The organism is Rhodococcus sp. AD45-ID, assembly GCF_003023755.1.
Taxonomy (GTDB): Bacteria; Actinomycetota; Actinomycetes; order Mycobacteriales; family Mycobacteriaceae; genus Rhodococcus_F; species Rhodococcus_F globerula.
In genome coordinates, this window is record NZ_PYHL01000001.1 from 1,697,477 (window position 1) to 1,723,445 (window position 25,969).

Annotated in this window: 23 protein-coding genes; 11 read left to right on the forward strand and 12 right to left on the reverse strand. The window is 61.6% G+C overall.

Annotated elements, in window-relative coordinates; genetic code table 11:
• Positions 1 to 10 precede the first annotated feature (10 nt).
• From C7T36_RS07685 to C7T36_RS07705, 5 genes are all read right to left on the reverse strand, one after another.
• Entirely contained in the window at positions 11 to 685 is a 675-nt protein-coding gene (locus tag C7T36_RS07685) for a dihydrofolate reductase family protein (protein ID WP_239654617.1), read from the reverse strand.
• 33 nt (positions 686 to 718) lie between these two features.
• A complete protein-coding gene (locus C7T36_RS07690) occupies positions 719 to 1,174 on the reverse strand; it encodes a hypothetical protein (RefSeq protein ID WP_045064489.1) in 456 nt (151 codons plus the stop codon).
• Positions 1,175 to 1,244: 70 nt separating this feature from the next.
• Entirely contained in the window at positions 1,245 to 2,441 is a 1,197-nt protein-coding gene (locus C7T36_RS07695; protein WP_045064491.1) for a DUF6745 domain-containing protein, read from the reverse strand.
• Between the two features lie 85 nt (positions 2,442 to 2,526).
• A complete protein-coding gene (locus tag C7T36_RS07700) occupies positions 2,527 to 3,036 on the reverse strand; it encodes a putative immunity protein (protein WP_033231629.1) in 510 nt (169 codons plus the stop codon).
• A 122-nt stretch (positions 3,037 to 3,158) separates the two neighbouring features.
• Entirely contained in the window at positions 3,159 to 4,658 is a 1,500-nt protein-coding gene (locus tag C7T36_RS07705; protein ID WP_045064494.1) for an APC family permease, read from the reverse strand.
• Positions 4,659 to 4,817: 159 nt separating this feature from the next.
• Here C7T36_RS07705 and C7T36_RS07710 point away from each other — a divergent pair, with 159 nt between their 5' ends.
• Positions 4,818 to 5,465: a TetR/AcrR family transcriptional regulator gene (locus C7T36_RS07710; protein WP_045064498.1), complete on the forward strand. Its 648-nt coding sequence runs from the start codon at positions 4,818 to 4,820 to the stop codon at positions 5,463 to 5,465.
• A 42-nt stretch (positions 5,466 to 5,507) separates the two neighbouring features.
• On the opposite strand, the gene C7T36_RS07715 is transcribed toward C7T36_RS07710, so the two are convergent.
• On the reverse strand, positions 5,508 to 7,121 hold the full coding sequence (locus C7T36_RS07715; protein WP_045064500.1) for an amidohydrolase: 1,614 nt from the start codon (positions 7,119 to 7,121) through the stop codon (positions 5,508 to 5,510).
• Between the two features lie 119 nt (positions 7,122 to 7,240).
• Here C7T36_RS07715 and C7T36_RS07720 point away from each other — a divergent pair, with 119 nt between their 5' ends.
• Positions 7,241 to 7,567 (forward strand): gas vesicle protein K, encoded by a 327-nt coding sequence (locus C7T36_RS07720; RefSeq protein ID WP_084702425.1) that lies wholly within the window; start codon positions 7,241 to 7,243, stop codon positions 7,565 to 7,567.
• Between the two features lie 4 nt (positions 7,568 to 7,571).
• On the opposite strand, the gene C7T36_RS07725 is transcribed toward C7T36_RS07720, so the two are convergent.
• The 3 genes from C7T36_RS07725 to C7T36_RS07735 all read right to left on the reverse strand — a co-directional run bounded on the left by C7T36_RS07725 (position 7,572) and on the right by C7T36_RS07735 (position 10,734).
• A complete protein-coding gene (locus tag C7T36_RS07725; protein WP_106939701.1) occupies positions 7,572 to 8,345 on the reverse strand; it encodes a class I SAM-dependent methyltransferase in 774 nt (257 codons plus the stop codon).
• Between the two features lie 161 nt (positions 8,346 to 8,506).
• Positions 8,507 to 9,895 carry an HNH endonuclease signature motif containing protein gene (locus C7T36_RS07730; RefSeq protein ID WP_045064503.1) on the reverse strand — a complete coding sequence of 463 codons (1,389 nt, stop codon included), beginning with the start codon at positions 9,893 to 9,895 and terminating at the stop codon, positions 8,507 to 8,509.
• A gap of 164 nt (positions 9,896 to 10,059) precedes the next feature.
• Positions 10,060 to 10,734, reverse strand: a complete 675-nt coding sequence (locus C7T36_RS07735) for a TetR/AcrR family transcriptional regulator (RefSeq protein ID WP_095887978.1) — start codon at positions 10,732 to 10,734, stop codon at positions 10,060 to 10,062.
• Between the two features lie 160 nt (positions 10,735 to 10,894).
• Between C7T36_RS07735 and C7T36_RS07740 the strand changes: the two genes are divergently transcribed.
• From C7T36_RS07740 to C7T36_RS07775, 8 genes are all read left to right on the forward strand, one after another.
• On the forward strand, positions 10,895 to 12,355 hold the full coding sequence (locus C7T36_RS07740) for an MFS transporter (protein WP_045064507.1): 1,461 nt from the start codon (positions 10,895 to 10,897) through the stop codon (positions 12,353 to 12,355).
• Between the two features lie 321 nt (positions 12,356 to 12,676).
• Positions 12,677 to 13,573 carry a glycoside hydrolase family 16 protein gene (locus tag C7T36_RS07745; protein ID WP_084702429.1) on the forward strand — a complete coding sequence of 299 codons (897 nt, stop codon included), beginning with the start codon at positions 12,677 to 12,679 and terminating at the stop codon, positions 13,571 to 13,573.
• 126 nt (positions 13,574 to 13,699) lie between these two features.
• On the forward strand, positions 13,700 to 14,674 hold the full coding sequence (locus C7T36_RS07750; RefSeq protein WP_045064509.1) for an NAD-dependent epimerase/dehydratase family protein: 975 nt from the start codon (positions 13,700 to 13,702) through the stop codon (positions 14,672 to 14,674).
• A gap of 3 nt (positions 14,675 to 14,677) precedes the next feature.
• Positions 14,678 to 15,919, forward strand: a complete 1,242-nt coding sequence (locus C7T36_RS07755; RefSeq protein WP_033231636.1) for a hypothetical protein — start codon at positions 14,678 to 14,680, stop codon at positions 15,917 to 15,919.
• Positions 15,920 to 16,017: 98 nt separating this feature from the next.
• Positions 16,018 to 18,033: a glycosyltransferase family 2 protein gene (locus C7T36_RS07760; RefSeq protein ID WP_045064511.1), complete on the forward strand. Its 2,016-nt coding sequence runs from the start codon at positions 16,018 to 16,020 to the stop codon at positions 18,031 to 18,033.
• Complete coding sequence (locus tag C7T36_RS07765) at positions 18,030 to 20,315, forward strand: hypothetical protein (protein WP_239654618.1); 2,286 nt, start codon at positions 18,030 to 18,032, stop codon at positions 20,313 to 20,315. The genes C7T36_RS07760 and C7T36_RS07765 overlap by 4 nt, the downstream gene beginning before the upstream one ends.
• A complete protein-coding gene (locus C7T36_RS07770; protein ID WP_033231638.1) occupies positions 20,312 to 20,509 on the forward strand; it encodes a hypothetical protein in 198 nt (65 codons plus the stop codon). Before C7T36_RS07765 ends, C7T36_RS07770 begins: the two co-directional genes overlap by 4 nt.
• Positions 20,506 to 21,411, forward strand: coding sequence for a family 16 glycosylhydrolase (locus C7T36_RS07775; protein WP_045064513.1), 906 nt, complete (start codon positions 20,506 to 20,508; stop codon positions 21,409 to 21,411). Before C7T36_RS07770 ends, C7T36_RS07775 begins: the two co-directional genes overlap by 4 nt.
• Here C7T36_RS07775 and C7T36_RS07780 read toward each other — a convergent pair.
• Both C7T36_RS07780 and C7T36_RS07785 read right to left on the reverse strand, forming a co-directional pair.
• Complete coding sequence (locus C7T36_RS07780) at positions 21,396 to 22,739, reverse strand: lipopolysaccharide biosynthesis protein (protein WP_106939702.1); 1,344 nt, start codon at positions 22,737 to 22,739, stop codon at positions 21,396 to 21,398. The genes C7T36_RS07775 and C7T36_RS07780 overlap by 16 nt on opposite strands.
• The gene (locus C7T36_RS07785; RefSeq protein ID WP_230590013.1) at positions 22,736 to 23,542 is read right to left on the reverse strand and encodes a glycosyltransferase family 2 protein; all 807 of its coding nucleotides are present in this window, start codon (positions 23,540 to 23,542) and stop codon (positions 22,736 to 22,738) included. The genes C7T36_RS07780 and C7T36_RS07785 overlap by 4 nt, the downstream gene beginning before the upstream one ends.
• 309 nt (positions 23,543 to 23,851) lie before the next feature.
• Here C7T36_RS07785 and C7T36_RS07790 point away from each other — a divergent pair, with 309 nt between their 5' ends.
• Positions 23,852 to 25,039, forward strand: a complete 1,188-nt coding sequence (locus tag C7T36_RS07790) for a 4-hydroxybenzoate 3-monooxygenase (protein WP_033231640.1) — start codon at positions 23,852 to 23,854, stop codon at positions 25,037 to 25,039.
• Positions 25,040 to 25,080: 41 nt separating this feature from the next.
• Here the strand turns inward: C7T36_RS07790 and C7T36_RS07795 are convergent, their stop codons facing one another.
• The gene (locus C7T36_RS07795) at positions 25,081 to 25,923 is read right to left on the reverse strand and encodes an arylamine N-acetyltransferase (protein ID WP_052683346.1); all 843 of its coding nucleotides are present in this window, start codon (positions 25,921 to 25,923) and stop codon (positions 25,081 to 25,083) included.
• Positions 25,924 to 25,969: the final 46 nt, after the last annotated feature.

The window sequence follows — 25,969 nt, forward strand, 5'->3', positions numbered from 1 at the left end:
GGAGCGTGCTTCAGTCGGCGATAGCGGTGGCATACTCCGGTCGCCCGGTGGGCCGGTAAACCTGAATTGTCACGCCCTTTGACGTGACTCGCGAGTCGACCAGGTCCAGTGCGATATCCGGTCCCGACTCGGGGAATAGCCGTGTGCCCTGTCCGATGATCATGGGATAGATGAGCAGGGTGATCTCGTCGACGAGCCGGTTGTCGAACAGCCGGCGAACGAGGTTGCCGCTGCCGTGTACCTGCAACTCACCCCCAGGCTTGGCTTTCAGCTCGCGGATAGCCGTCGCAAGGTTGCCGGAGAGTACGGTCGTATTCGCCCAACCCGGTTCGGTGAGCGTGGTCGATGCCACGTACTTGGGCCGCGTGTTCAATGCCGTTGCGATGGGGTTACCCGAATCTTCCATCACTCCCCAGTACCCGGCGAAGATCTCGTAGGTCCGCCGGCCGAACAGGAAGGCGTCGGCACGTTGGTAGACGTCCTTGACGAACGTCGTACCCTCGATGTCTTTGCCGAACAGTGGCAGCGCCCATCCGCCACGCTCGAATCCGCCTCTGCGGTCTTCATCCGCCCCGCCGAGCCCCTGCATAACGCCGTCGAGGGAGACATTAGTGATGGTCGTCAGTTTCATGGCCGCAATTCCCTTCTCCACCATCGAGTGTTCACGGGCATCCTCGAATATCACTGACCTCAGCTTGCTCGGACGTGGTCCAGGGCGTCAATCTGCGACGAGTTGCATCCCATTGATCGCCCGTCCGGCGCCCCGCTCTCGCTGCCGTCCGATGACATAGCGGCCTGGCGCGATTCCAGTGGCGCCATGCTCTGGGTGGATGAGATAAGCAGTCCCGTGGGTATCAAGGATGCCTAAAGCAAGACCCCGGGAATCTCTCACCGGCGACGACCACGTGCACACACCTTCGTCGGCGACCAGGCTGTGCGGATTCCCGCCCGCCGCACTGCGTAGCAACTCCACTCCGGAGAGTGGTACGTTCACCGACCTCGTCCACGCTGCGGGCGTGACGATATCGGAGACAAGCGAATACGGGACCACGATGAGATCACCTTGTGCCTGCAAGCCGTCGACGACGGGTATGGATACTTCTCGGTCGAGATAGTCGAAGACATCGAGGCCCGTGAGGGCAGTGAGCGCGGACAAAGTCATGGTCGAATTCATATGAGCCACCTGGGAGTTCATAGTTTGATGTTCGGGAATTACGGTTCAGAAATTTGTATTCGCGGCTGGGTCAGGTTCGACGAACGAGTCGGGCGTAGTCGGCGCCGGCTATGCCGTAGGTCCAGCCTGCAGCGTCCAGGGCTGACGAGAACCATCCGGGGACGTAGAGCCCGTAACGACGACGCCGTCCGTCGCGTTCAGGAGAGCCGTTGACTGCAAGCAGAATTCGACCACCACGTCCCCAGCCGTCGGGCGATGCATAGAGTTGTAGCGTGTGCCCGGCATTGCCGGGATCATCGACTCGGTCGACCAGTGCGAGTCCAGCCGTATCGATGTAGGTGTCCCATCCGATGCGCTCGATCGCACAGCGGCGGACTTCGATATTCCGTTCGTCCGCAATGCGTTCGGCCGTCGGATCGAGAACTACCCAGCTGGGAACAATCGTCCCATGCTGAACGTAGACGCGGTGTCCGTCGCCGAATTCAATTGCTGAAGAATCCGAATGATGCAACCGACGTTCGTTGTGCACTCGGCCCGGTGTTGGTTCGGTATGCAGAACGGTGGGCCTTTCCGACATGACGCATATGGTGTCGAACGCCCACCACCATCCGGTTGCACCAGCCAGAGCGGTGTGAATGTCAAGTAGTTCGTCATCGTCGGAATGGAAAGAAGTAAGACCGCATCGACGGTATGCGTCGTAGTAAGCAATTCGATGAGCTTCCTGCTGTCCGTACCACGTCACGCTTCCCGGGACGGGAGTCGTCATCGTGCGTATCGCAGCCGCAACCCCGTCGAATAGCGTGGTGTGCAACGAGTCCCAGACAGCTGCTCTCATGATCCGATCGGGGCTGATTCCCAGCCGAACCGCATCCTCGGGAGACTGAGTACGTGCAGTGTCGATCCCCCAGCGTTCGTTCGGCCAGTCTGATCTTCGACGCTCGATGTGCGCATCCATACGGCTGCGTAAGTCCGAAAACATGCTCGCAATGCGGGCGGAAGCGCAGCGAAGTCGGTTGCTGTCCAACGACATCGACAAGCCTTCGGCCACAATCAGATCTGATCCAGCTGGGGGCGAAGGAACCCAGAGGAACTCCGGTTCCGGAAATCCTGATCGCCGATACAGTTGCGCGACAGCCCATTCTGCAGTGTCGCGGTCGGAGGGGCGTGCGCAGAGACCGTGTTCCAGCCACTCGTTCCGCACAGCATCGACGTTGCTGGTGAATGATGCTCGGTGTCGCGACACCGAGTACATCGGCGCGGCGCTCACGCGATGGTGGCGGTGTCGGCCTTTCGTGTAGTCATAGTTATCGAGGGTGACACGAGGAAGCGCGGAACGCAAGGCCGGTACCTCATCAGCCGAACACCGACCAGCAGATGTCATTCCGTAGCCGCTGGTCATCAAGTACCAACTCACGAATCGATACCGGGAGCTGGTCGCGCTGCCACTGGCACTCGAGTCGGCCCGCAGCCTCCTCGTCTTCCGTCGCAACAGCACGTGCGGCCTTGATCGCGTAGGCGGCAGCACCAAGTTCGTGCGCGGCGACATGTGCGACGGCTCCGGCCTGTCCGGCAGCGTACGCAGCATGCCGCGCCGGCCCACGCAGGTCCCGAGCCGCGCCCATTGCATGACCGCCCGCAGCGCGAGCTTGCATCATCGTGACCTCACCCCGCACCCAGGCTCGCGCGCCCTCGATCGCTTCACGCGGCCGCGGATCCTGCGGCTGAACCGACTCGAAAAGGTGAAGGACGTGCTCGGCGCACGATGCCGCCCAGAGAGCGAGGAGGTGGTGATCGGAATCTGTGAGGGTCCCACCACGACGGATCGTCACGAAGCGCGGATCCCGGACCTTCGGGAGGATCATGGTTCGTACGCTCCATCTGCTCGCGGCGGCCAAACACTGCTTCCTGGGGAACTCGGCAGAGACTTTGCCGCCCTTGACAATTACTCGGAGACAATTGCTCGGAGACAATTGCTCGGACGGCTCTACGTTACTTGACCAGGCGAGGTGGAAGAATTGCTCACGCCGTCAGACTCCGTCGACGGTTCGGCGTCGACGTCAGTGGTACCCAACCTCGAGAGTTGCGCCGGGTCGCGTCGTGAAAGCCGGATACCGAGAAGCCAACCGACAGCCAGGCTCACAGGCGTGACGGCGACGAGCACCACGTTCACTGCGGTTCCAGCGGCAGTAATCAATTCCATCTGGTCCACAATCAAATACGTTGCATAAGTCAACATCAGAAGAGCGGATACGGGAGCTACGAGCACCCTCCAGACCGAATGCCCGCGACGATCGTTCCAGAAGAATGCGATAACTGCCGCGGCCGCCATGACCTGAAGCACGACGATGCCGACGATACCGGGCGAGTTCACCCACAGCAGGAGCTCGAGGTAAGGGTCGGCACCGACGACTACGAACACGACGATTACCACCATCGCCAGGAGACTCTGTACCGCACTGGCCACATAGGGGGACTTGTAGACCGGGTGTAGTTTGCCCAGGAACTGGGGCAATACACGTTCGCGCGAAAGCGCAAAGACGTAGCGGGTGATTGCGTTGTGGAACGCGAGCAGGCTGGCGAGAATGCTCGTGATGATCAACAGCTCCATGAGGGTGCTCGCCCAACCTCCGACGTAGTGCTCGATGGCGTTGAAGTACATACCGGCGGGATCGTTAGCTGCTAGCTCGAGAGCCTGATCCGGTCCATACGCCTGGATGATGATCCACACCATGAATGCGTAGAAGAGACCCAGGAATGCCACCGCGATGTAGGTCGCCCGCGGAACCGTCCGAGCGGGATCTTTTGCTTCTTCCCGGTACAGGGCAGTCGCTTCGAATCCGATGAACGCAGCAAAGGCCAGGGTCAGCACCCCACCGAGACCGGGACTGAACACGTTAGACGGCGCAAAGGAGTCGAGATCAATTCCCACGGCGCCGCCTTGAAAAAGAACGGCGGCTGCGAGCAGCACCAGAATCCCCGTCTCCGCGGTCAGCAACAGGATCAGGAACCGAGCGCCGAGATGTACCGATCGAGATCCGAGGAACCAGACCAAGGCAACCCCGATTAAGGACCACACTCCCCACGGCAGATCCAGCCCAACCAAGTCCGCCATGGTTGACTGCGCGAAATAGCCTAGGGCCCCGAAGATTCCGATCTCGAGCGCGTTGTACGACACCAGCGCAAGCACCGCTGCGGCCAGGCCCCACCGAGGGCCGAGCCCGACGGAGATATAGGCGTAGAAGGCGCCTGCATTGTGGATGTACTTGCTCATCGCAGTGAAGCCGATTGCAAACACTCCTAGTGCGAGCCCGGCCAAAATGTATCCGCCGGGGGCCCCGATGCCGGCAATGTTCAAGGCCAGAGGCGCAACCCCTGCCATCACCAGTAATGGCGCCGCCGCCGCCACGACAAAGAAGACGATGCCGGCGGTGCCGAGGACGCCTCCTTCCAGCTTCAGAGCGGGTTCGGGTGCAGTTTTCTTCATGAGCAACTTCTCCAGTCAGGGCGAGGGGGCGACTATCCGAAACAGGCAGATATGGGTGCAACCAGAATTAATCGAATCAGTTTCGATTATGGTAGATCGTTGTGACCGGCGCCACAAGGGCATAATCGAATGAACTTCGATTTGAGAGGTGGGGGGACGATGGGAAGACCGCGCATCGCACGTCTGGACCGCGAACGAATTGCGGAGGCAGCGCTCGCGCTCGTCGATCGTGACGGCGACTTCAAAATGCCTGATCTTGCAAAACACCTGAATGTGCAGGTGTCATCCATCTATCACCATGCAAAGGGTCGCGCGGCCGTGGTGGAACTCGTTCGAAACCGCGTCGTACGGGAAATCGACGGGTCGGCATTCGAGCGCCTAACCTGGGACGACGCGTTTACTGCATGGGCTCGATCGTATCGATCCGCGTTCAGTAGACACCCCACCTCGATCCGCCTCCTCGCTACGGAGACGGTGCGTGATCCCACGTCGCTATCGGTCTACTACGCTCCCGCAGAAGGCCTCAGGAAAGCCGGATTCCCGGACGACCACATCTTGGCGGTCATCACCGCTGCCGAGAACTTTCTCCTCGGCGCCGCACTGGATGCAGCGGCACCGGAAGTCATGATCGAACCGGACTCGACAACACCCGACGACGCTCTGACTCTGGCGCTTGCTGCGGCGCCGCGGGGTCCAGCCAGAGCCGAGCAAGCCTTCGAACTCGGTTGGATGGCTCTGCTGTCAGGCTTTCGACGTCTCCTCGAGGAAGTGCACGAGACATCGGCGCGCCCAGCGTCCTACTCGTGAGCAGCTGTGGAAGATCCAGGCATGCGCCATGACAAGCAGCGCTCAGTGAACTTGCCTACCTCCCAACCACGTTCGGGAGACAACCAAGTCGCTGAGCTCCTTGGCGGAGCCAAGTTGGCCGGGATCGACGGGAAGCTGGATCATGTCGGCTCGCATTCCCGGCCGAAGGCAACCCCACATGTCCTCTTCGAATCCCTGATAGGCGACGCCCGCCGAGTATGTTGCCAGGGCCCAATCGAGGCCGACGCGTTCGCGAGGTAGCCATCCTTCACTCGGGATACCAGCCGGCGTCTGGCGGTGAATCGCAGTGGCAATTCCCTTGATCGGTTCGAAGGCGGTGATGGGCCAATCGCTGCCGAATGCCACCCGCGCGCCGCGCTCAGCGAGGGTTCCGATGCGATATTGGCGGTCACCACGGTCGGCGCCGATCCGCGGAATGGTCAGCTCCGTCATCAGCGGGTCGAGCTGGGCCCATAGCGGCTGAAAGTTGGCGATCACTCCCAATGACGTGAATCGGTCCAGGTCGTTGCCATCAACCAATTGGAGATGCGCGATAGTGGCGCGTCGATCACGCGGGCCGTTGCATCGATCGACGTATTCGATTGCATCGAGGGCCATGCGTACACCTGCATCGCCGATGGCATGGATATGAATCTGAAAACCTAACCGGTCCACTTCAGCGGCAGCTCGACCGAGTTCATCGGTTGTCCAATTGCTGATTCCGTGGGAATGCGGGCAATCCGTGTACGGCGCGAGGAGCGCTGCCGTTCCGGCCTCGATGACACCGTCGGCAAAGAACTTCACCGTTCCTGCCTTGACTGCGTCGCCACCCCGTTCTGCGACCTTCTGCCGGGCTTCGACAAACGCCGGCAGGTCGCCCTGCCAACTCTCAGGCGTCGCTCGGAATGCAAGATTTACCCGGGTGGACAGGCGGCCACTTTCAGCGGTGGCCAGCCAGATCTCGACATCGCCTGGTTCGGTCCACGCGTCCTGCACCCAGGTGATACCTGCTGCGGCAAGCATTTTCGATGCTGCCGCAAGCGAATCAACTCCCGCATCGAGGGTTACGGCGGGCAATAATGCCAGTACCGGGTTGATCGCTCCCCATTCACGTAGGGTCCCGAGCAACTCACCGTCCGACGTTCGCACGATCTCTCCGCCGACCGGATCCGGCGTATCGCGCGTCAAACCGGCGCTTCGCAGTGCAGCGCTGTTGACCCACGCGGTGTGATAGTCCATCGTGCGCAGGACGACGGGCCTGTCCTCGACCACGCTGTCGAGCCAGCGAGCATCGAACCGACCGCCCGGAGCGAGGGTAGGCGACACGCCCTCACCGAAGATGCACTCGGCGTTGGGGTTCTCATCCGCCCAGCGACGCACCTCCTGCAAGACCTCATCGATGCTGTTGCAGTCGCGAATCTTGGCACCACGCATTTCCAGGCCACCCATCAACGGGTGAACATGGCCGTCGCCGAACGAGGGCAGTAGTGCCCCACCCTCCAAATCGATGACTTCGGTTCGCGTCGACTTCAATGCACGAGCCTGCTCCCCCAGTCCAACCACGCGACCGCCGACCACAGCGAGCGCGTCGCTGACCGTCTGGACCGAATCCCCCGTGCGTATCGTGCCTCCGACAAAAAGTAGTTCGGCCTCCACCTACCGCACCTCCATGCATTAATCGAATTTGATTCGATTAATTTAGACGGCAGATTCATCGACGTCAATAGCAGTTTCCACGTTGCGATTTGAGTGCTTTACGGCGATTTCTTCTGTAGATGGGTGTGGGTCAAACGCGAGGCAATGCGTCAACGCCACTCAGACAACCGTCCGGTACGGCCTTCCTTGCCGTGATCTACCGGCGCCGCAAATTCACACCACACCCCGACCGCCCCTACGACGCGGTGCGGTCGGATTTGCTTGCAACACAAGCAGTGTCACCGGAAGATGTCGGCGGCCTGTCCGACGCGCAGGTCGAACGCATCGGTACCACACTGATGTTGCTCGAGGAGAAGATGGGAGAGTTCCGCGAGCATTTTGATCTGACGCCCGAAGACCTCAACATCGATCTCGGCCCCCTCGGACCATTTCTTGCCGACGAATAAGTTTTCAGGGATGTTCTGCTGTCGCCAGCCACGCCGGAGCCAGAAGCCTGTCGCGGGAATCGAAGCCCAGCCCTTCGACGATAGCAGCCAAGGGCGAGTTAGCTTGGCGCGCAAACTCTCCGCGGGTGAACGCCGTGGTGTAAGTGGCACGTTCGAGGTGCCGGACGATCCAACCGGCGTCGGTCAGCGTTCGACGCAGATTGTCCTCACTGATTCGATAAGGACCAGGAAATTCCTCTGGAACCTCGTCCGAGAAGCACACCAGGTGAAGCCGGGCTTGGGGTCGGCAGGCTCGTAGTACTGCCTCGACATACGGTTGGCGCTGATCTTCCGGGAAGCAGTGGTACAGCGCGCTGTCGAGAACAGTGGTGAACCGATTCTCGTACCCATCAAGTGTCATGGCGTCGGCAACAGCAAAATCCACTGCCTTCTCGAGTCCCCGCAGACCGGCGCGTTCGCGTGCGATCCCAATCGCCGTAGGTGAGGCGTCGAGTGCACACACCTGGTACCCACGGTCGGCAAGAAACAGAGCGTTTTCACCTAGACCACAACCAATATCAAGGACTTCGCTCGCTAACTGGCCGTCAGCTTCGAGTTTCCGAACCACCGGTTGAGCTTCGCCGATATCCCATGGCACTCGGTCGAAGTCGAGTTCGTTGCGCTGTGCAGCGTCAGGCAACTCCGTATTGCGCGCAAAGGCATCGAAGTCGCCGCGATACAGCGCATCAAAATCGGCTGAACTCGGTTGGCGAGGCGGTTGGGATCCGTCGGCGGTCACAAACTCCTCCTACGCGTAGGGCACCCTGAGCTTTAGGGGTAGCCATGCTCATACAGCCCTAAACTCGTGAGTGGATTCTTGGCACATGCGTGGGGGCTTCGCATCGTCTTGACTGGTGATGCGAAGCTTAGGCGCGGTATTTAGTTCCGGCGCAGCCGGATTCAGTCTCGGTGGACCGGGCCTTGGCGGGTGGTGGAGCGGCGGGGTCGTTGTTTCGGGTCGATCGCAACTGGTGGGATGAACCATGGTTTGTGATCATCGCCCATTTTGATTTCCCAGATGCCGCGGAACCCACTGGTGCTGTGGATCAATCGGTGATGATTCCGGCAGAGGAGGGCGAGGTTGTCCATCACCGTCAAGCCTCCGGTTGACCACGGATTTATGTGGTGGGCGTCGCACCAGGCGGGTACCGCATCGCAGTTCGGGAAGGCGCAACCTTTGTCCCGGGCGATCAGCGCCGTTCGTTGTTCTGCTGTGACGAGACGCTTATGTGGAGTCGCATCCAACGGTGCGCCATTGCCGTCCATCGACACGGTCGAGAGCATGCAATCGCAGGCGAGCATCCGGGTGAGGCTAACGCTGAGTGGTCCCATCCAGGGCATGTATCCGACGTCAAGATCTTCGAAATCAGGCTCGTCGTCATCGAATGCACTGCCGTAGAACTCGGCATCGCCGAAATTGGCATCGCTACCTGATGCGGTATCGCTGCGCGTGGTGGCGCATTCCCGATGCTCGGCAAGGTCTTTCGCGGTGATATGCACATTCACATGCGGACGCTGACCACCGTCAACACCGGTCATGGCATTGTCGAGGTACCGACGGATCAGTTCGGTGAAGGCGTCGGCGGTTCGTTTGGCTGTCGATCGCTGATCCGGGGTTCCGTCGGCAGCCGGTTTCGGCATCGACAGACCCGAGAGCGCCGACAACAACATTTCGCCGGTCAACGCGTCGAAATCGCCCTTGATCGCGACCCGACCGTTCAACGTCGGCGAAATCCGCAAGACATTGAGGTCGTCGTCCTCACCGGGTGGGGTGTCGTCGGATTCGAATATCCGCTCGAGAACCGCAATCGCATACCGCAGTTTGATGGTGGTCGCCTCGACACCCGACGCGGCAGCGAGAAGGGTTGCCATGCAGGACGGTAACGCGTTCTCAGGCATACCTTTTGGTGGCGATTCGCAGAATGCCACGATTATCGCCGCATGATCGAACGAGAGGTCACCCGCCTCGAATTGAGCATTAATGTCCGGAAACCCTCGCAGCGCGGCACCGAGAGCGGCGATCTTGTTACCCGCCGCGTTCTGCAGCATCGTGTTCGCCGCCAACCAGCGCCCCACACCGCGGTAGCAGAGCACCTGCTCGTCCGGATTGAGCGCCAACTCATCCACTGCGGCAACCCGAATCGCTTCCAACCGAAGAATTTCCGCAGATACACAGACTGCAACGTCCCGAACCTCGGCTGGGCGTAACCGCCACAACCTGCCGCGCACACCCACAGCCGAACCGGCAACAACATCCCCCACCAAAGTTGAATCACAAACCGTCGTCATCAAGGCCTCCCCACCCTTGACACAAGTATACTCGAACAAACATTCGATTCAAGGGATATTTCGGGCACATTTCACGCGTAGACACGAACGATCACAACGGCCACCTCTGGCGAAAGCGATTCTCAGCCAGGGGCATTGATCAACCGGATCCGGGACAACAACTTTCAGCGCGTCACCGGCGCACTCCAGAGCCCGACGAGCGCGTCGACGATATCTGTCGTGAAGTCATCCCAGTTCGAGACCTCTACCGATTCGTCGCCGGCAAGGAGCCTTTCACGTTCGGCACACATGTGCAGCATCACATACCGCGCCATTTCACCGCGGGCGCGCCGAACGTCGTCCGGCATGTCGGGCAGACAAGCGGCGAGCGCGCCGAGCATCTTTTGCAAGAGCTCCGATGACGAAACATCTTCGTAGACAACGGCCCGCAGCGTGGGATCGGCCATCAGCTGAACACTGAACCGCGCATACCACGCGGGTCCGGTCAATTCGTTGTAATGATCAGTGGACGCTCGAACCAGACACGTGATCCAGTCACGGAGATCTGTCGAACCTTTGACGTCGGCCAGCAACTCCTTGCGCTTCTGCTCGATCGGCGCGGCATGTTTGTTCACGATTGCACGGAGTAGATCGATCTTTGTGCCGAAGTGATATCCGACGGCGGCGTTGTTGCCCTGCCCAGCGGCCTCGCTCACCTGACGATTCGAGACGGCAAAGATCCCGTGCTCGGCAAACAACCGCTCCGCGACTTCGAGTATCCGCTCACGGGTTGCAACGGAACGAAGAGAGCCCGCTGGGGTACCCGAATCGCTGATCGCATCTTCAGTTCGTGCTGCCACATCTACCGCCAAAGTCAGGTGCTCGGCACTATGTGCGCACCGAGACGTTGATCACCATCGACCTCGCAGCGCTTGCGCGAAGTCAGTCAGCTGCTTTAACTTTATTCAATCAGTTGACTTAATTCAAGACTTCTTTACTTTTCTCCGATGGAGCTTCCCAATGTCGATATCCACTTCCGATTCCAGTAAAGCCGCACCGCCGTCAACTACTGCCGTAGTAGCAGTTCTGGCGTTTGCCGGCATCGTGGTCTCGCTGATGCAAACGCTGGTCATCCCGATCATTCCGCACCTTCCGGAATACCTGAACGCGTCCGCCTCGGACACAGCCTGGGTAGTGACCGCCACCCTCCTCGCTTCAGCCGTTGCCGTCCCGACGATGGGCCGGTTGGGCGACATGTTCGGCAAACGCCGCCTACTCCTGATCAGCTTGGCACTTCTGGTGGTCGGATCGATTGTGGGTGCCATGAGTTCGAGCGTTGTCCCGCTCGTCTTTGGGCGCGTCCTCCAGGGACTCGCCGCCGGTGTCATCCCTCTAGGTATCAGCATCATGCGTGACGTGCTTCCGCCCAAGAAACTGGCCGGCGCCGTCGCGATGATGAGCGCAGCCATGGGAGTCGGTGGCGCACTGGGACTTCCGATCGCAGCTATGATCGCCGAATACGCCAACTGGCACGTTCTGTTCTGGGCATCGGCAGTCCTCGGCGCCATCGTGACGGGTCTGATCCTGGTCATCGTGCCTGAATCGACGGTCCGCACCGGCGGCAAATTCGACTTTGTCGGAGCCCTCACACTCTCGGTCGCACTCATCACCCTGCTTCTGGCGATTTCCAAGGGCAATTCCTGGGGATGGGCGAGCGGACTCACAGTCTCGATGCTCGCTGCCGCCGTCATCGCATTCGCCATCTTCGCCTGGTGGGAACTGCGCAACCCGAAGCCACTGGTCAACCTTCGCGTGTCAGCGCGTCGCCAAGTACTACTGACCAATCTCGCTTCCGTCGTCTTCGGATTCGCGATGTTCGCCTCCAGCATGGTGTTCCCCCAGGTTGTCCAACTGCCGGAAGCCACCGGCTTCGGACTCGGCGGGTCGATGCTCATCGCCGGTCTGGTCATGGCCCCATCCGGCATCATCATGATGCTCATCGCGCCGGTCTCCTCCAAGATCACCAACACCCACGGCCCCAAGATCACACTCATGATCGGTGCAGTCGTCGTTGCGATCGGATATCTCATCGGCATCTTCGCGCTGCACTCCATCTGGCAACTCGTCATGATCGCCCTCATCATCGGCGCAGGAACGGGCATGGCTTACGGCGCGATGCCAGCCCTCATCATGGGTGCGGTTCCCGCCTCGGAAACCGGAGCGGCCAACAGCTTGAACACCCTGATGCGCGCACTCGGCACATCGTTTGCCAGCGCAATCGCCGGCGTCGTCCTGGCTCAGATGACAATGACTCTCGGCGACACCACGCTGCCGACCGAGAACGCGTTCCGCGTCATCATGGCCCTGGCCGCGGGATCGGCCCTCATCGCGCTTTTCCTGGCAGCATTCCTGCCGAAGTTCCGTAACCCGGCCCGCGACGTTCCCGACTACGTACCCGCGGAACCCGCAGCGGCTCACTGAACCGACACCGGCACAGTGCGAAAGCCGCCGCTACCCATGAGGTAGCGGCGGCTTTCGTATTCTTTCGCTGCGAGATATCCGCAGCATCCGTCACGTCAACATCCCAGAGGCGTCAACGAGCCGAAACCCAACCTACGCAACGTTTCTGAGAGTCTTCTGAGTGCAGCCGGGGCTGTCTCGGTATTTCCCAGAACATGCAGGCGCTCGAGGTAGGTGCCCATTCCTGACCAAGAGTAAGTAAAGTACCCACGGTCTGCGATCGGCAAACTGGTCGTTCGACCCGTGCGTCGTGCCGCTCATTCAACCCTTTGGAGAAGTCAGATGCGTTTGCCCACCCAGCGGTCTCGCCGCCGCAGCACTGCCGCAGCGGCGCTCGTCGCCGCGACTGTGCTCGGGATCTTCTTGCCCTCGACCGCTCAAGCGCAACTCACCGGATCGGCCGGCTCGTCCGGTGGTGGCGTCAGCGGGACGCAAGCAGCGCCGCGCGCAGCGTTGCCCGGTTGGCGTGAAATCTTTGTCGACGACTTCACGACCGATGCTCCGATCGGTAGCTTCGCAAACGACGAGTGCAACAACCCCGGCAAGATCGTCTACACCGGAACCGAGAACACACGCTGGCGGACGTACCCCGAGTGCTACCTCGACACGTACAACAAGAACCCTTACCGCGCAGACGAAGTAGTGAGCGCACACGACGGCGTACTCGACTACTACCTCCACGACGTCGACGGCCGCCGTGCCGGAGCCAACATGTCCCCCGTCATCAACGGCAGCAGCCAGGCCCAGGTGTACGGGCGCTACTCGGCGCGCATCAAGGTCAGTCATCCGGCGATCACCGGTTACCGGTTGGCGATGCTGCTGTGGCCGGACTCCGAAGGATGGCCGGAAGAAGGCGAGATCAACTTCCCGGAGGGCCCGCTGACGGGACCCATCTACGGTTTCCATCACTACGCCGAGGACGGCGCGGACGCGAACTCCCAGGCACTCTCCGATGTCGACACCTCTACCTACGCGGATTGGCGTGTTGTCACGATCGAGTGGACCCCGTCGGTTGTTCGATTCATGCTCGACGACAAGGTCTTGCTCGAGTCCACGCGGGGAATCCCCGATACCGCGATGCGTTGGCAGCTCCAGCTCGAGTCCAGCCTCTACCCGGCTCTTGGCGGCGGCAATTTCCTCGTCGACTGGGTGACAGTGCACGCGTGGGACGGCGCGTAACAATTTCCTGACAGCTGGTCGAGGCACAAAGCTGTGCCTCGACCAGCCCAATGGGCGTAGATTCCCGTTTTCGGACCCGATTGCCTAGACTCCCAAAAGTCATCGAAAGTAAGGGAAGGCAAACCTGTGCGAACCGCGGTTACCGGAGGAGCCGGATTCATCGGCTCGACGCTTGTGGATCGCCTGCGCAAGGACGGTCACCAAGTCCTCGTCATAGACGACTTGAGCCGCGGTCGGGTAGACAACCTCGACGCGGCACTCGCGACCGCAGATGTCGACCTCGAAGTTCTCGACATTCGGGACGACAAGATCGGTCCCCTGTTCGAGACGTTCGCTCCCGAAGTGGTTTTCCATCTCGCAGCGCAAATCGACGTTCGGAACAGCGTCGCCGACCCGATCAACGACGCCGACGCCAATATCCTCGGCACTGTGAAAATCGGATCTGCGGCGATCGCGGCACAAGCTCGCAAGATCGTGTTCATGTCGTCCGGCGGTTCCATCTACGGATCACCGGAACACCTGCCCGTCTCCGAGCACGCTCCGGTCAACCCGCTCTCGCCCTACGCATGCAGCAAGATCAGCGCCGAGAACTACCTCAACTGCTTCCGGCAACTCCACGGTCTGGATTGCTCACACATCGCCCCGGCCAACGTGTACGGACCCCGCCAGGATCCACACGGCGAGGCTGGCGTCGTCGCAATCTTCGCGCGCGAAATGCTTTCCGGCGGAAACACTTTCCTGTTCGGCGACGGTGGAAATACGCGGGACTACGTCTTCGTCGAGGACGTGGTGACGGCGCTGATCGCAGCATCGGGCACCGCGGGCTCAGGACAACGCTTCAATATCGGAACCGGAGTCGAGACGTCCGACCGCGAACTACACGCATTGCTTGCGCACGCCACCGGCGTCGCGGCAGAACCCACGTGGATGCCCGCGCGACTCGGGGATGTTCGCCGGTCCGCGCTCGACGCCGCACTGGCACGCACGGAATTGGGATGGACCCCGTTGACGTCACTGTCGGAGGGGATCGCCCGCACCGTCGACTTCTTCCGGAAACTTGATACAGCGTCGTCCGATACAGCACCGTCGACGCTCGTCTGAAAAATGCCGCCATCCCCCAAAGCATCTCTTCGCGTCAGCCATCTGGACGTGATGCACAGCCGTACGCGGATCACGTCCGTCATCGGCCCCGTACATCTCCCTGACGACGCCACCATTGCCGCTCGACTTCGCACGATGGCCGAAGCAGGGCCACACACACGCCTCGGACTCAGACCGTCAGCGCACGGCAATCGGTGGACATTCGATCCCGAATCGTGTGCCCCCGAAGTAGTTCGGCTCGATCCGCCGACCTCCCCGATGGACCTGCTCGATACGGCGTCGAACGTCTCACGAGAGGATCACCCCACAACCGTCACAGTGGCCGGGAACTATCTCCGCACCGACCACAACCACGGTCTCGGTGAGGTCGCTCTGACGCTCATGATGAACGAGGTCATCCTCGGCATGATCGACCCCGCCGATCCTCAGGTGTGGCAACCGTCGCGTGCCTCGCGCTCGGGGATCACCACTGCCGCGCTACGCACCTACGGTTCGGATCCACGGCGCGGCTGGGCGCTGCGTCGGTCACTCGATCGGACGCCGCGTCCCACACAGTCCGGGCCGGTGGAACCGTGGACGCCCGCCCGCACTGCTGCCGTGGTCACCACTGATCCCGACACCGTTCGGTCGTTGCGCATGTGGCGGGACCGGAATCTTCCGTCGGTGTCGATGTACGCCCTGACCGCTTCGGTGCTGCACCGCGCGCTGGCCGACGCCGGGCTCACCATCAATCCCGTTGCAACTGTGACCCTCGATGCCAGACGCTACCTTGCGGCAGGTCGAGTTCCGTTGGGAAACTTCGTCTCCGGACTCGAATTCGATCTGGGGGCGAACCCGACGCCCGGCCGCATCCACGAGGCCACGTCCGAGGCGGTGGCAACGGGCCGGCCCGTTGCGAACCTCGCCCTGAACATGATGCGGACCCGAATCGGCTTGCGAATCAACAATTCCGGCGCATATCCGATCAGTCGCCCTCGAGATCCCCAGGCCCAGCTGCTGTTTTCGAGCATCGGCCCGGTGCCGCGACAAGGTCAGGTTCCGTGGCTCACCGACGCGTCACCGTTCTACTCGGCGCACAACGACCCTGTCGGCCCAGAGGGCATAACGCTCACGTGGGCAATCGTGGAAGGTGCGCTCGCGACGACGGCGTCGTTCCACGGAAACGTGTTTGCGCAGGCGGTGGTGACGTCGGCCCTGGAGTGCGCTGCCACCGATCCGATTGCCTATTTGTCTTCTGTTAACTGACCCGATGTGCCCCGAGCCCATGGACGTCCGATAACATAGGTAAGGCTGCCCTTCCAGGGGTGGTGTTGCACCCCGCCTAGACCCCGTCGGAGTACGTCTTGACAGCGCAGACCCACCTGGTCCCCGGGATCACCGTATTGATCTGCTGCTACACCCACGACCGTCTGGATCAGCTGTCCACCGGCATCCGCAGCGCCCAGGCGCAGCTTCGCCCGGACTCGGACGAACTGATTGTGATCGTGGACCACAACGACGCACTCCACGCAGATCTGATTTCCGCCTTCCCGAGTGGCATCACCGTGATTCCGAACGCGGCGACCCGCGGCCTGTCCGGCGCCCGCAACACCGGTGTCGCGGCAGCGCGGACTGAGTTGGTCGCGTTCGTCGACGACGACGCGGTGCTCCGACCCGGGGCCCTGGACAGCGTTCGCAGCGCCTTCTCTGACGCTTCCGTTATCGCCGTCGGCGGTGCAGTACACGCCAAATGGGAAGCGGGAGCACCACCGTCGTGGTTCCCGGACGAGTTCGGCTGGGTCGTGGGCTGCGACTACCGCGGGCTTGCCGCCGACGGCGCCGAGATCCGCAACCCGATCGGCGCCGCCATGGCTGTCCGCCGTGCCGAATTGCAGAAGATCGGCGGTTTCTCCGACCGTCTGGGCCGCGTCGGAACAGTGCCGGCCGGCTGCGAGGAAACCCTCATGGGAATTGAACTACGACAGCAATTCCCGGGATCCAAGGTTATGCGGATCGAGGAGTTTGCCGTCGACCACTTTGTTCCCCGCACCCGTAGTACCCTGCGCTACTTCATCAGTCGCTGCCGCCACGAGGGCCACTCCAAGGCTGTGCTGTCCGACATGGTGGGCGGTAAGGCCGGGCTCGCAGCCGAACGAAGTTTTGTCATTCGCACTCTGACCACCGGGGTGCTGCGCTATCTCCGCGGCGCGGTAACGGGCAACGGCATCAGCGCGGTGTCCCGGATTCTCGTCATGATCCTCGGATTGTTTGTCACCGCATCAGCCACTGCGGCCGCGGCCATTCGCCAAGGCCGTCGCACCACCAGTTCGGAAGTACAAGCGCCAGTGGAAAAACCGGCCGAAGCACCCGTCGCCGCCGACGAGTTGATCACCGTTGTGATTCCCACTGTCGGTCGCGATTCGTTGCTCAACACCGTCCGTACCGTGCTGGCGCAGGATCATCGCAATATCGAACTGCTGGTAGTCGACAACCGTCCCCACCGAAGTGAGGCCGCGCGGATTCTGGCCGACATCGACGACCCCCGCCTGTCGATCCTGGAACAGCCCATCCCCGGTGTCTCGGCGGCCCGAAACAAAGGACATCAGAGCGCCAGGGGCCGCATCGTCGCCTTCACCGACGACGACGCAGTCCCCGATCCCGGGTGGATCTCGGGCATTGTCACCAGCTTCCACGCCGACAACACCAGTTCAGTCGGAGTCGTGACCGGCCGAGTGCTCGGTACAGAATCCAACACCAGGGAGCAAGCCTGGTTCGAGGAAGCAAAGGTCTTCGACAAGGGCGAGGTAGCAACGCTCTGGGCGATGAACCTTCTCGAAGAGACTGCGCTCGGCACAGACGACACCCTCGGCGAGTACGGTCCCCACGGTCCGTTCTTCCCCTACACAGCGGGCGAGTGCGGATCGGGCAACAACATGGCGTTCCGATCGACTGCCCTGCACTCGATCGGCGGATTCGACGAGCGCCTCGGCACCGGCACCCCCACCCACGGCGGTGAGGACCTCGACGCTTTCCGCGCAGCACTCCTCGACGGTTGGGCTGTTGCCTACAATCCGAACGCCGTTGTGCGGCACTACCACCGTGACAACATGCCGGAACTTCGGGTGCAAAGTTACGGCTACGGCACCGGTATGGCCGCGTCGTTGACCAAGTTCGTCTTGTCCGGATCACCGCGGCCGATCCTCACGCGTATCCCACGGGGAATCCACATGCTGATCTCGCCGACGTCCACGAAGAACATCGACTTCCCGTCCGACTGGCCGCTGCACCTGCGAATCCTCGAAGCCCTGGGTTACCTTGCAGGACCGGTCCTGTTCGTTCGTAGCCACCTGAACGCGCGCCGGGTCGGTGCCGGGCGGTGAGCACCGAAATAGACACCGACACAGACATCATCGATCTCCGGCCGGGTAAGTCCGTGGCATCGATCCCCCACTACGGGTGGAATCCCCGTATCTGCCTGAGAATCGGCGTGGCAGTTGCGGTTGCCATGTTCGTGCTCAACCTCGCCGTGGCAACCGACATCGCCGACTTCGTGCCCGCGCCGATCCGCCTGCTGATCGCGCTTGCCGGTATGACCCTGGTTCCCGGACTGCCCGTCGTTGTTGCGCTGCGCATTCCAGGCCGCGCGCTCTCGGCTGCCCTGATCGTGTCGGTGTCGTTGGCCGTCACCATCCTGGCCAGTCAACTGACGATGGTGGCCTCGTGGTGGAGTCCGCTGCGCACTCAGTTCATCTTGGTGCTCCTCGCACTCGCACTCTGCGCCGGCGCCTCGCGCACTGTGCCGTCTGACTTCCGACTGCCGAACGGCGAACGCCAGCGCCTGCGCTATGTCGACCGGAGCCGGGCAATCGGTTTCGGTGCACTGCTGATCGCCCTCATTCTGTTCCTGGTCGCCGCTGCAAGGTTGGACATCGCGGCTGCCGGCCACTTCGGCATCATCACCGAAATCGGGCCGATCTACGTGCTCGGACTGCTAACGCTCTGCGGCACAATCGTGTACACCCTGCATCGACGCCTGATCGACCACGTGTTGATGGCGGCAAACACCGTCATGCTGATTCTCTACACCACGATGCTCGTGCCGGTAGCCACCGGCGAGACCACCGTACCGGTCGCGTTTGTACATCGTGGTTTCATCAACATTCTGGCTCAGAGCGGCACTCTCCCCAACTCGATCGACGCGCGATTCAGTTGGGCCGGATTCTTCTCCGCCGGGGCACATCTGATCACTGTCGCCGATGTTCCCGATGCGACCGTACTGCTTCTGTGGGCGCCGCTGTACATGGGCGCGCTACTGGCGTTTCCGCTGTACGCCATCGCGATTGCCATCACCGGCCGCGTTCGGCTCGCCTGGCTGGCAGTGGTGATCTACCAACTCTTCAACTGGTACCAGCAGGATTACTTCGCTCCGCAGGCTGTTGCGACGATCTTCTACACCACCATCCTCGCGACGCTGTTGTGGCAGCTTCGACGCTCACCACTTCCGGTAATCGGTTCCGGGATCGGCCGATTCATCGTCTCGGCGCCTCGGCGCACCCCCGGGTTCGTTCCCGGTTTCGATTCACTCCGCACACTCGCGGTGGGCGCGGTATTGCTGCTCCTCATCGTCGCCACCACCGTCAGTCACCAGATCACCCCGATCCTGGTCATCGTGGTCCTCGCATCATTCTCACTGTTCGGAGCAACGCGCTACCGGACCATGTGGCTGGCAGCGGGTCTGGTGTTCGCGGCATGGTTCAGCTACGGCGCCACCGACTTCTGGATCGGCCACCTCCAGTCGATCTTCAGCGAGATCGGGCAGGTCGGCAATTCCGTGGGCCGCGGCGTGGGCGAGCGCATCACCGGAGATCCGACGTACCAGCAGATGCAGTACCTGCGTATGGGTGCGTCCGGGATACTCGCGGTGGTGGCCTTTGCAGGTTGGGTGCTCTCACGCCACCGACGAACCTGGCTCGTGGCAGGAGCCGTTGCCGCAGCGCCGTTCTCGCTTGTCCTGCTGCAAAGCTACGGCGGCGAGATGATCATCCGTTGCTTCGTTCTCGCCTCCCCGGTCCTGGCTCCCTTTGCCGCCGTCGCCCTCGCGCATGCCGGCAACCAGATCCGTAAAGCACTCAACCCGGTCTCGTCGGCAAATCACACGCGGCCGCGCAAGACACGACCGTCCTACGGGGTTCGGGCGGCCGCTGCAACCTTGGCATTGGTCTCGCTGGGATTGCTCTTGACCACAAACCGCGGACTGAACACCGCATTCGAAGCGTCGACAACCGATCAGGTCACGGTATCGGACCAGTTCATCGCGGCGGTTCCGCCGTCTACGACGATCATGACGTGGAGCCACGCGTCTCACACGAACGGTGTGCGACGGACGCTGGACCCGCTCGGGCCGCGAATGATGTTCGTGGACAGCTACGACTGCGCCAACGACCTCAGCGGTTGCGCTCTGACACGTAACCCCATGTACGTGTACGTCACGAGCCAGGGCATCGGAATGGCGTTGCTGCAGCAGGGCATGACGCAGGAGTATCTCGACGCCGAACTGGCCGCTATCATCGACAGCGGCCTCTACGTCCCGATGATCGAAAAGCCGAGCATCACGATCCTGCGCCGTGTCGACGCACCCGCTATCGAATTCGAGTCCCCATGAGTGTTGCGATCTTCTTCTTCCTGGCCGCCGGCGTTCTCCTGGTCGCCGGTGTGATCCTGCGTGAACGCGAGGTTCCTGCCACCGGCAGCATCGGCCGCGGACACGCCGCCCAACTGATCAGCCTTGCGCTTGCCGTCTGTGTGATCACCGCTGCGACTCTGACTTTCGTGCGACTGATCGCAATGGCTGTATGAGCCGTCGACGGCGGCGCGCTGCCGGAACTATCGCGACGCTCGCCCTCATCGCGTCCTGTACTTCGTGCACGATCGCGACCGATTCGCCGGCCGAAAACCCGTGCGCGCCGGAATCCTCACCTGGTGGCGTGTCACTTCCTCGCGGTGACCTGCAAGGTTGGAAGCAGATATTCAGCGATGATTTCGACGATTGTGATCTCGGTTCCGACTGGGGTACCTACAGCGGCCAGCCAGGCGGCAATCCGAACAGCACGTGGGATGCGTCGATGGTTCAGGTCGACGACGGTCTGCTCAACCTGAATTCGCAACGAACCGATTCGGGATGGATCACCGGCGGGGTGTCGAATTATCCGGTCACCCAGCAGTACGGGCGCTGGGAGATCCGCATGCGCGCCGACAACAGCGACGACATCTCGTACCACATGCTGCTCTGGCCACAGAACGAGAAATGGCCACCGGAGATCGATTTCGCGGAAAGCGTCAGCGGCACGCGCGACGAGATGTCCGCCTTCCTGCACTGGGTCGACGACAAAGGCACCAACGACAAAAAGGGTGTATCCACGGGGGGAGATTTCTCCGAGTGGCACACCGTCGGGGTCGAGTGGGGACCTGGCATCGTCCGCTACCTGCTCGACGGCAAAGTCTGGGCCGAAGCACATTCGGAGACAATGGTTCCGGACGTCCCCATGTGGCTCGGCCTGCAAGCCGAGGCCGGAGCGTGTGAACGTCGTGAGGACTGGGGCATGACACCGTGCTCCGACTTCTCGGAGCAGCGCCCGGACAACGTTGCCGTACAGGTGGACTGGGTCACTGTGTATGCGGCAGACTTCGACGAGTTGGAGAAGATGCAGAAATCCGGTTACTACGATCCGTCACCGGATGCCATTCAGTTCACAGACTGAGATTCACTCCGCATAACAAGAACAGCACGGGTAAGTGGCACAACAAGGATCACGGCAGACACAGACTCAGCCACGATGTACGCCCAGCCCAACGCGACAAGTCCGTGCTCGTCGATCAATGCCAGACTGAGTCCGAGAATCAGTGCCGCATTGCAGATCTGCACTGCCACCGCCAGGCGTAAGCGGCGACGCACACGGGCAACCGCGGTGTACGCGGCCACTATTGTCGCGGGAACCAGCGCAATCGCAGCCAGGCGGAGCAGCGGAGTTCCCTGCTCCGCGTACGGCTTACCGACGATGTCCAACATCACGGGCGCGATCACTGCAAACAGCAGCACACCACTCAACGCGACAGCACCGAGTATCGCAAAGAATCGAAGGGTCAGACCGTACAGGCGCGTCGGATCACTACTTGCCGACGCGGCAACGTACGGCCCCAGCAGCATGGTCATCAAGACCAGTACGGCGGTGACCAGGGACCAGGAGATTGCAAAGTACGCGTTGGCGTCGGCACCCATTCGCGATACGACGATCAGCGGGAGCAGCAGTGGCGCAAGCGCACTGACCACGTAGATGCCGTAGGAACCAGCCAGGTAATTGCCGATCTCCCGGCGAGGAGGCAACTGCGACGGCGCGCTCTGATAGTCGGGAGTGCGCAGCCGCCGGGCAACCATCACACCGAGGACAAGTGCGGCGATCAGCGCCGGGACCGTCCACGTCCAGATGATGGCGAGGTGTGAAGCGGTAAACGCCAATGCTGCGGCAAGCACCAGCTTCACAATCGCGTGCGCGACGTTCTTCCCTGCGGCCCAACCGGCTTCGCGGAACGCCACCGCGGTGTGGTCGAGCAGGGCAAACGTGGAGAACACAACTACAACCACTGGGAAAAGCCAGTACTCGAACGGATGGAGGAACATCTCCGACGTCGGGCCAAGCAGCAGGAATCCGCCGCCCAGGAGAAGACCGCCCACCGCACCGACGGCAAACCCCGCCCCGACAAGCGACTTGGAGCGCTGCCCGGCAAGCGGAAGAAAACGTTCGAAGAGTCCACCGATACCGAAGTTGCCGAAAGCCGAGAGCATGGTTGCCGTGGTGATCACCGCCGCGGCAGCACCTACCTCACGCGCCGGGTAAAGGCGTCCGAGAATCGCCCAGTAGACAAGACCCACAACACCGGTCAAGAGCGCTGAGACAGTGAGCGCCAGACTGTTTCGCTCGAGGCTGTGGCCGTTCGTGCTGGAACCCCCAGTACTGGGCCCCTCAGTGCTGGGGTCACCTGCGACTGCCGCCTCCGGCGATACGACGGTGTCGCCGGAGGGGGCGGTCACAGCGTCAGTTCGCGGACGTCAGCCTGTGCGGTCTTCTTCTGGATGGTCTTGGTCTCGCGCCAGTGCTGCCATTCCTGACCGATGGTGCGCAGCACTCGCATGCCGTCGCTGTAGGCGTTGAGGTTGCTGCGTCCGTGGATCCGGGGACCCTCGAAGCTGCCGACCTCGACGATGTTGAGGCCGCTCGTCGCAAGACGGACGTTGATGACGGTTTCGATCTCGAAACCGTCGCCCCACTGCGCGCGCTGGTACTCGACCGGCGCCAGTTCGAGCAGCGGGATGTGCTTGCGCCAGAAGGCGTTGTAGCCGTAGCAGAGATCGGAGAACTTTGTTCGGAAGATGAGGTTGACCAAGCCGTTGAGGCCCTTGTTACCGACGTTGCGCAATCCGGTGATGTCGGAACTTCCACCGCGGCCGACAAATCGGCTTCCCTTGGCGAGGTCGGCCCCGCCGACCAGTGCCTCGACGAAGAAGGGAATCTCAGCGGGGTCGGTCGAACCGTCGGCGTCGATGGTGACGATGATGTCGCCGGTCGATGCCTCGAATCCACAGGCCAGGGCGTTGCCCTTACCGGAACGGGTCTGCACGACAAATGTTGCATCCGGCCACAATTCACGGGCCACAGCTACGGTGTCGTCAGTGGAATGTCCGTCGACGAAGACGATCTGATCGATATCCGTAGGCATCCGCGACGCAACGAAGGGCAAATTTTTTGCCTCGTTCATGGCCGGGACGATGACGGAGACGGTCGGACGGTTCCCGCCCTTACCGGATGCCGGTTCGGACGGTGTCGCTCCGGTGATGTCAGCAGCCGGGCCACCTGTCGGTATCGAAGTACTCACGACGATCGTCTCCACTCATATTGACAGTCCGATGCCTGGAGAATGTGTTGGCCACTGGCTCACACCCAGACAATGTCCCTCTCCAAGAACTGGATTCGGGAGGTCATGCAGTTCGTCGAACTGCATGCCTTAGAGTAGAAGATAGGCAAGCCTTAGCAAAGCCCTAGAGGGCTTGTGTGTCGACAGTCACATAACATCCAGTGGCCGAGGTGCGGGTGATCCGGTATTGCAACAACGAATACGCTCGAAGACAAACAAAGGAACTTACACGTGCACACTCAGGTTGCGATCATCGGTGCCGGACCCGCCGGACTGACTCTCGCCGCTCTGCTTCACCGACAGGGTATTTCCTCCATCGTCCTCGAACGTCACGACCGCACATACATCGAGACACGAACCCGAGCAGGAATCCTCGAGCAACCCACCGTCGATCTCATGCACGAAATCGGTGTGGGTGACGGAATCACTCGCGAAGGCATGGTGCACAACGGGTTCTATGTTCGGTTCGACCGAACCACACATCATCTCGACTTCACCAGGCTCGTCGGCGGCCACGCCACCGTCTATCCGCAGCAGAAGCTGGTTGCCGACCTCGTTGCGGACCGGGTCGGGGGCGGCGAGCCTCTACTCTTCGAGGCCTCGGTACGTTCGATCGACACCACCACCGACGGCGCCCGCCTGCAGGTCCAGACACCAGAGGGACTGCTCGAGATCACCGCGGACTTCGTCGCCGGCTGCGACGGATTCCACGGGGTGAGCCGCGCACACCTTCCCGCAGACTCGGTCCGAGAGTTCGAGAGGACCTATCCCGTTGCGTGGCTGGGCATCCTGGCGCACACCACCCCCACCACCCCCGAGGGCATGTACTGCGCGCATGAGAACGGCATCTCGGTGCACAGCATGCGCGGGCCGAACATCACCCGCCAGTACCTGCAGGTTCCCGCGGACACCGACCTGGGCGACTGGTCTGACGAACGCATCTGGGACGAGCTGACACTCCGCAGCGCCAGTGACGATTTCCCGGTACTCGAGCGCGGCGAGATCTTCGACAAATCACTGGCCCCGTTGCGCTCGTACGTGTGCGAAACCATGCAACACGGAAGGCTTTTCCTACTCGGCGACGCCGCCCACATTGTTCCCCCCACCGGCGCAAAGGGTCTCAATCTTGCAGTGTCCGACGCAGTCACGCTGTCCTATGCACTCGGTGCGTTTTACCTGACCGGCGGCAGTGAGCACCTCGACGCATACTCGAGCACCTGCCTTCCACGTATCTGGAAGGCACAGCACTTCTCCGCAATGCTTACCGAAACACTGCACTCGCTGTCCGCAGATCCATTGGATTGGCAGCTGCGACGCGCTCGCCTGACCAGGTGGGTGGAGTCGGAGCACGAGCAGTCCGCACTGGGCGAGGTCTACCTGGGCCTGCCATTCCCCAGTCCCTGGCAGTATCCGGCATAACAGCAGTATCCGGCATAACAGCAGTTACCGGATCAGGTATTTCAGAATCGAGCCGGTCGCGGAAGTTCGGGCAACCGGATGCCGAACTCCGCGGCCAGTACGGCAAGTGCTTCGTCGCCGTCCAGGTCGCGGGCGCTGCGTAGCGCCCCGTCCGTAACGGCTAGCTGGTACTGCTCGTCAGGCCTGCAGGAGAGTGTCTTTCGCACACTGCCCTCGGTCAGGGAGCACACGATTCCGCCGGTGAAGCGGGCCAGCGGGGAGGTGCTGTGCCACCACGCCATTGCCGCGAAATCTGCGAGTGGCCTCGTGGTCGCGTCCGTCAGGTACGACGCGCCGGAAGGAAAGCGCACGTCCCATCCGGCGACTGCGCCGGCGTCGACCTGGTGCACTATCGCGTCGCCACCGAACCCGACGTCGACTAACCACGTCTCGCCTGCGAAGCCGACAACGATTGCGACGTGGCCTAGTGGAAGCCCCGGCCCGTTCGGAGTGACGACGGCTGCGCCGACCAACTGTGCGTCGAATCCGACGGTGCGGAGAGCGCGGGCGAGCAGGCCGTTGAGTTCGTAGCAGATTCCACCTCGCTCACGCCGGAGCAGCTTCTCCTCGATCGCAGCTACCGAGACCTCGACCGGGCGTTTGCGGTGAATGTCGAGATTCTCGAACGGGATTCGGGACAACTGAGCGTCGGCGATGCGTCGCAACAAGGACGCGTCGACGGGACTCGTCAGGCTATCGTCGGGCAATGCGACCCTGCGGAGATACGAGTGCATTTCCGCACTCGACATCACGTCGGCGTCGCGGCGTATATGACGCATTTGCGGTGCTACCGACGGTGTTTGTGGTGTAGATCGCAGTACTGCCTCTACCCCGATGGAATCCATTTGTGTAGCCTACCCTAATATTGCGGAGGCACTCGAGAACGTCAGC

What these genes read in the sequence shown, in the direction of transcription:
- C7T36_RS07690 (WP_045064489.1), bottom strand. Translation starts at nt 1,174, where the DNA reads ATGAATTCGACCATGACTTTGTCCGCGCTCACTGCCCTCACGGGCCTC.
- C7T36_RS07700 (WP_033231629.1), bottom strand. Translation starts at nt 3,036, where the DNA reads ATGATCCTCCCGAAGGTCCGGGATCCGCGCTTCGTGACGATCCGTCGT.
- C7T36_RS07705 (WP_045064494.1), bottom strand. Translation starts at nt 4,658, where the DNA reads ATGAAGAAAACTGCACCCGAACCCGCTCTGAAGCTGGAAGGAGGCGTC.
- C7T36_RS07710 (WP_045064498.1), top strand. Translation starts at nt 4,818, where the DNA reads ATGGGAAGACCGCGCATCGCACGTCTGGACCGCGAACGAATTGCGGAG.
- C7T36_RS07720 (WP_084702425.1), top strand. Translation starts at nt 7,241, where the DNA reads ATGGGTGTGGGTCAAACGCGAGGCAATGCGTCAACGCCACTCAGACAA.
- C7T36_RS07730 (WP_045064503.1), bottom strand. Translation starts at nt 9,895, where the DNA reads ATGACGACGGTTTGTGATTCAACTTTGGTGGGGGATGTTGTTGCCGGT.
- C7T36_RS07740 (WP_045064507.1), top strand. Translation starts at nt 10,895, where the DNA reads ATGTCGATATCCACTTCCGATTCCAGTAAAGCCGCACCGCCGTCAACT.
- C7T36_RS07745 (WP_084702429.1), top strand. Translation starts at nt 12,677, where the DNA reads ATGCGTTTGCCCACCCAGCGGTCTCGCCGCCGCAGCACTGCCGCAGCG.
- C7T36_RS07755 (WP_033231636.1), top strand. Translation starts at nt 14,678, where the DNA reads ATGCCGCCATCCCCCAAAGCATCTCTTCGCGTCAGCCATCTGGACGTG.
- C7T36_RS07770 (WP_033231638.1), top strand. Translation starts at nt 20,312, where the DNA reads ATGAGTGTTGCGATCTTCTTCTTCCTGGCCGCCGGCGTTCTCCTGGTC.
- C7T36_RS07775 (WP_045064513.1), top strand. Translation starts at nt 20,506, where the DNA reads ATGAGCCGTCGACGGCGGCGCGCTGCCGGAACTATCGCGACGCTCGCC.
- C7T36_RS07795 (WP_052683346.1), bottom strand. Translation starts at nt 25,923, where the DNA reads ATGGATTCCATCGGGGTAGAGGCAGTACTGCGATCTACACCACAAACA.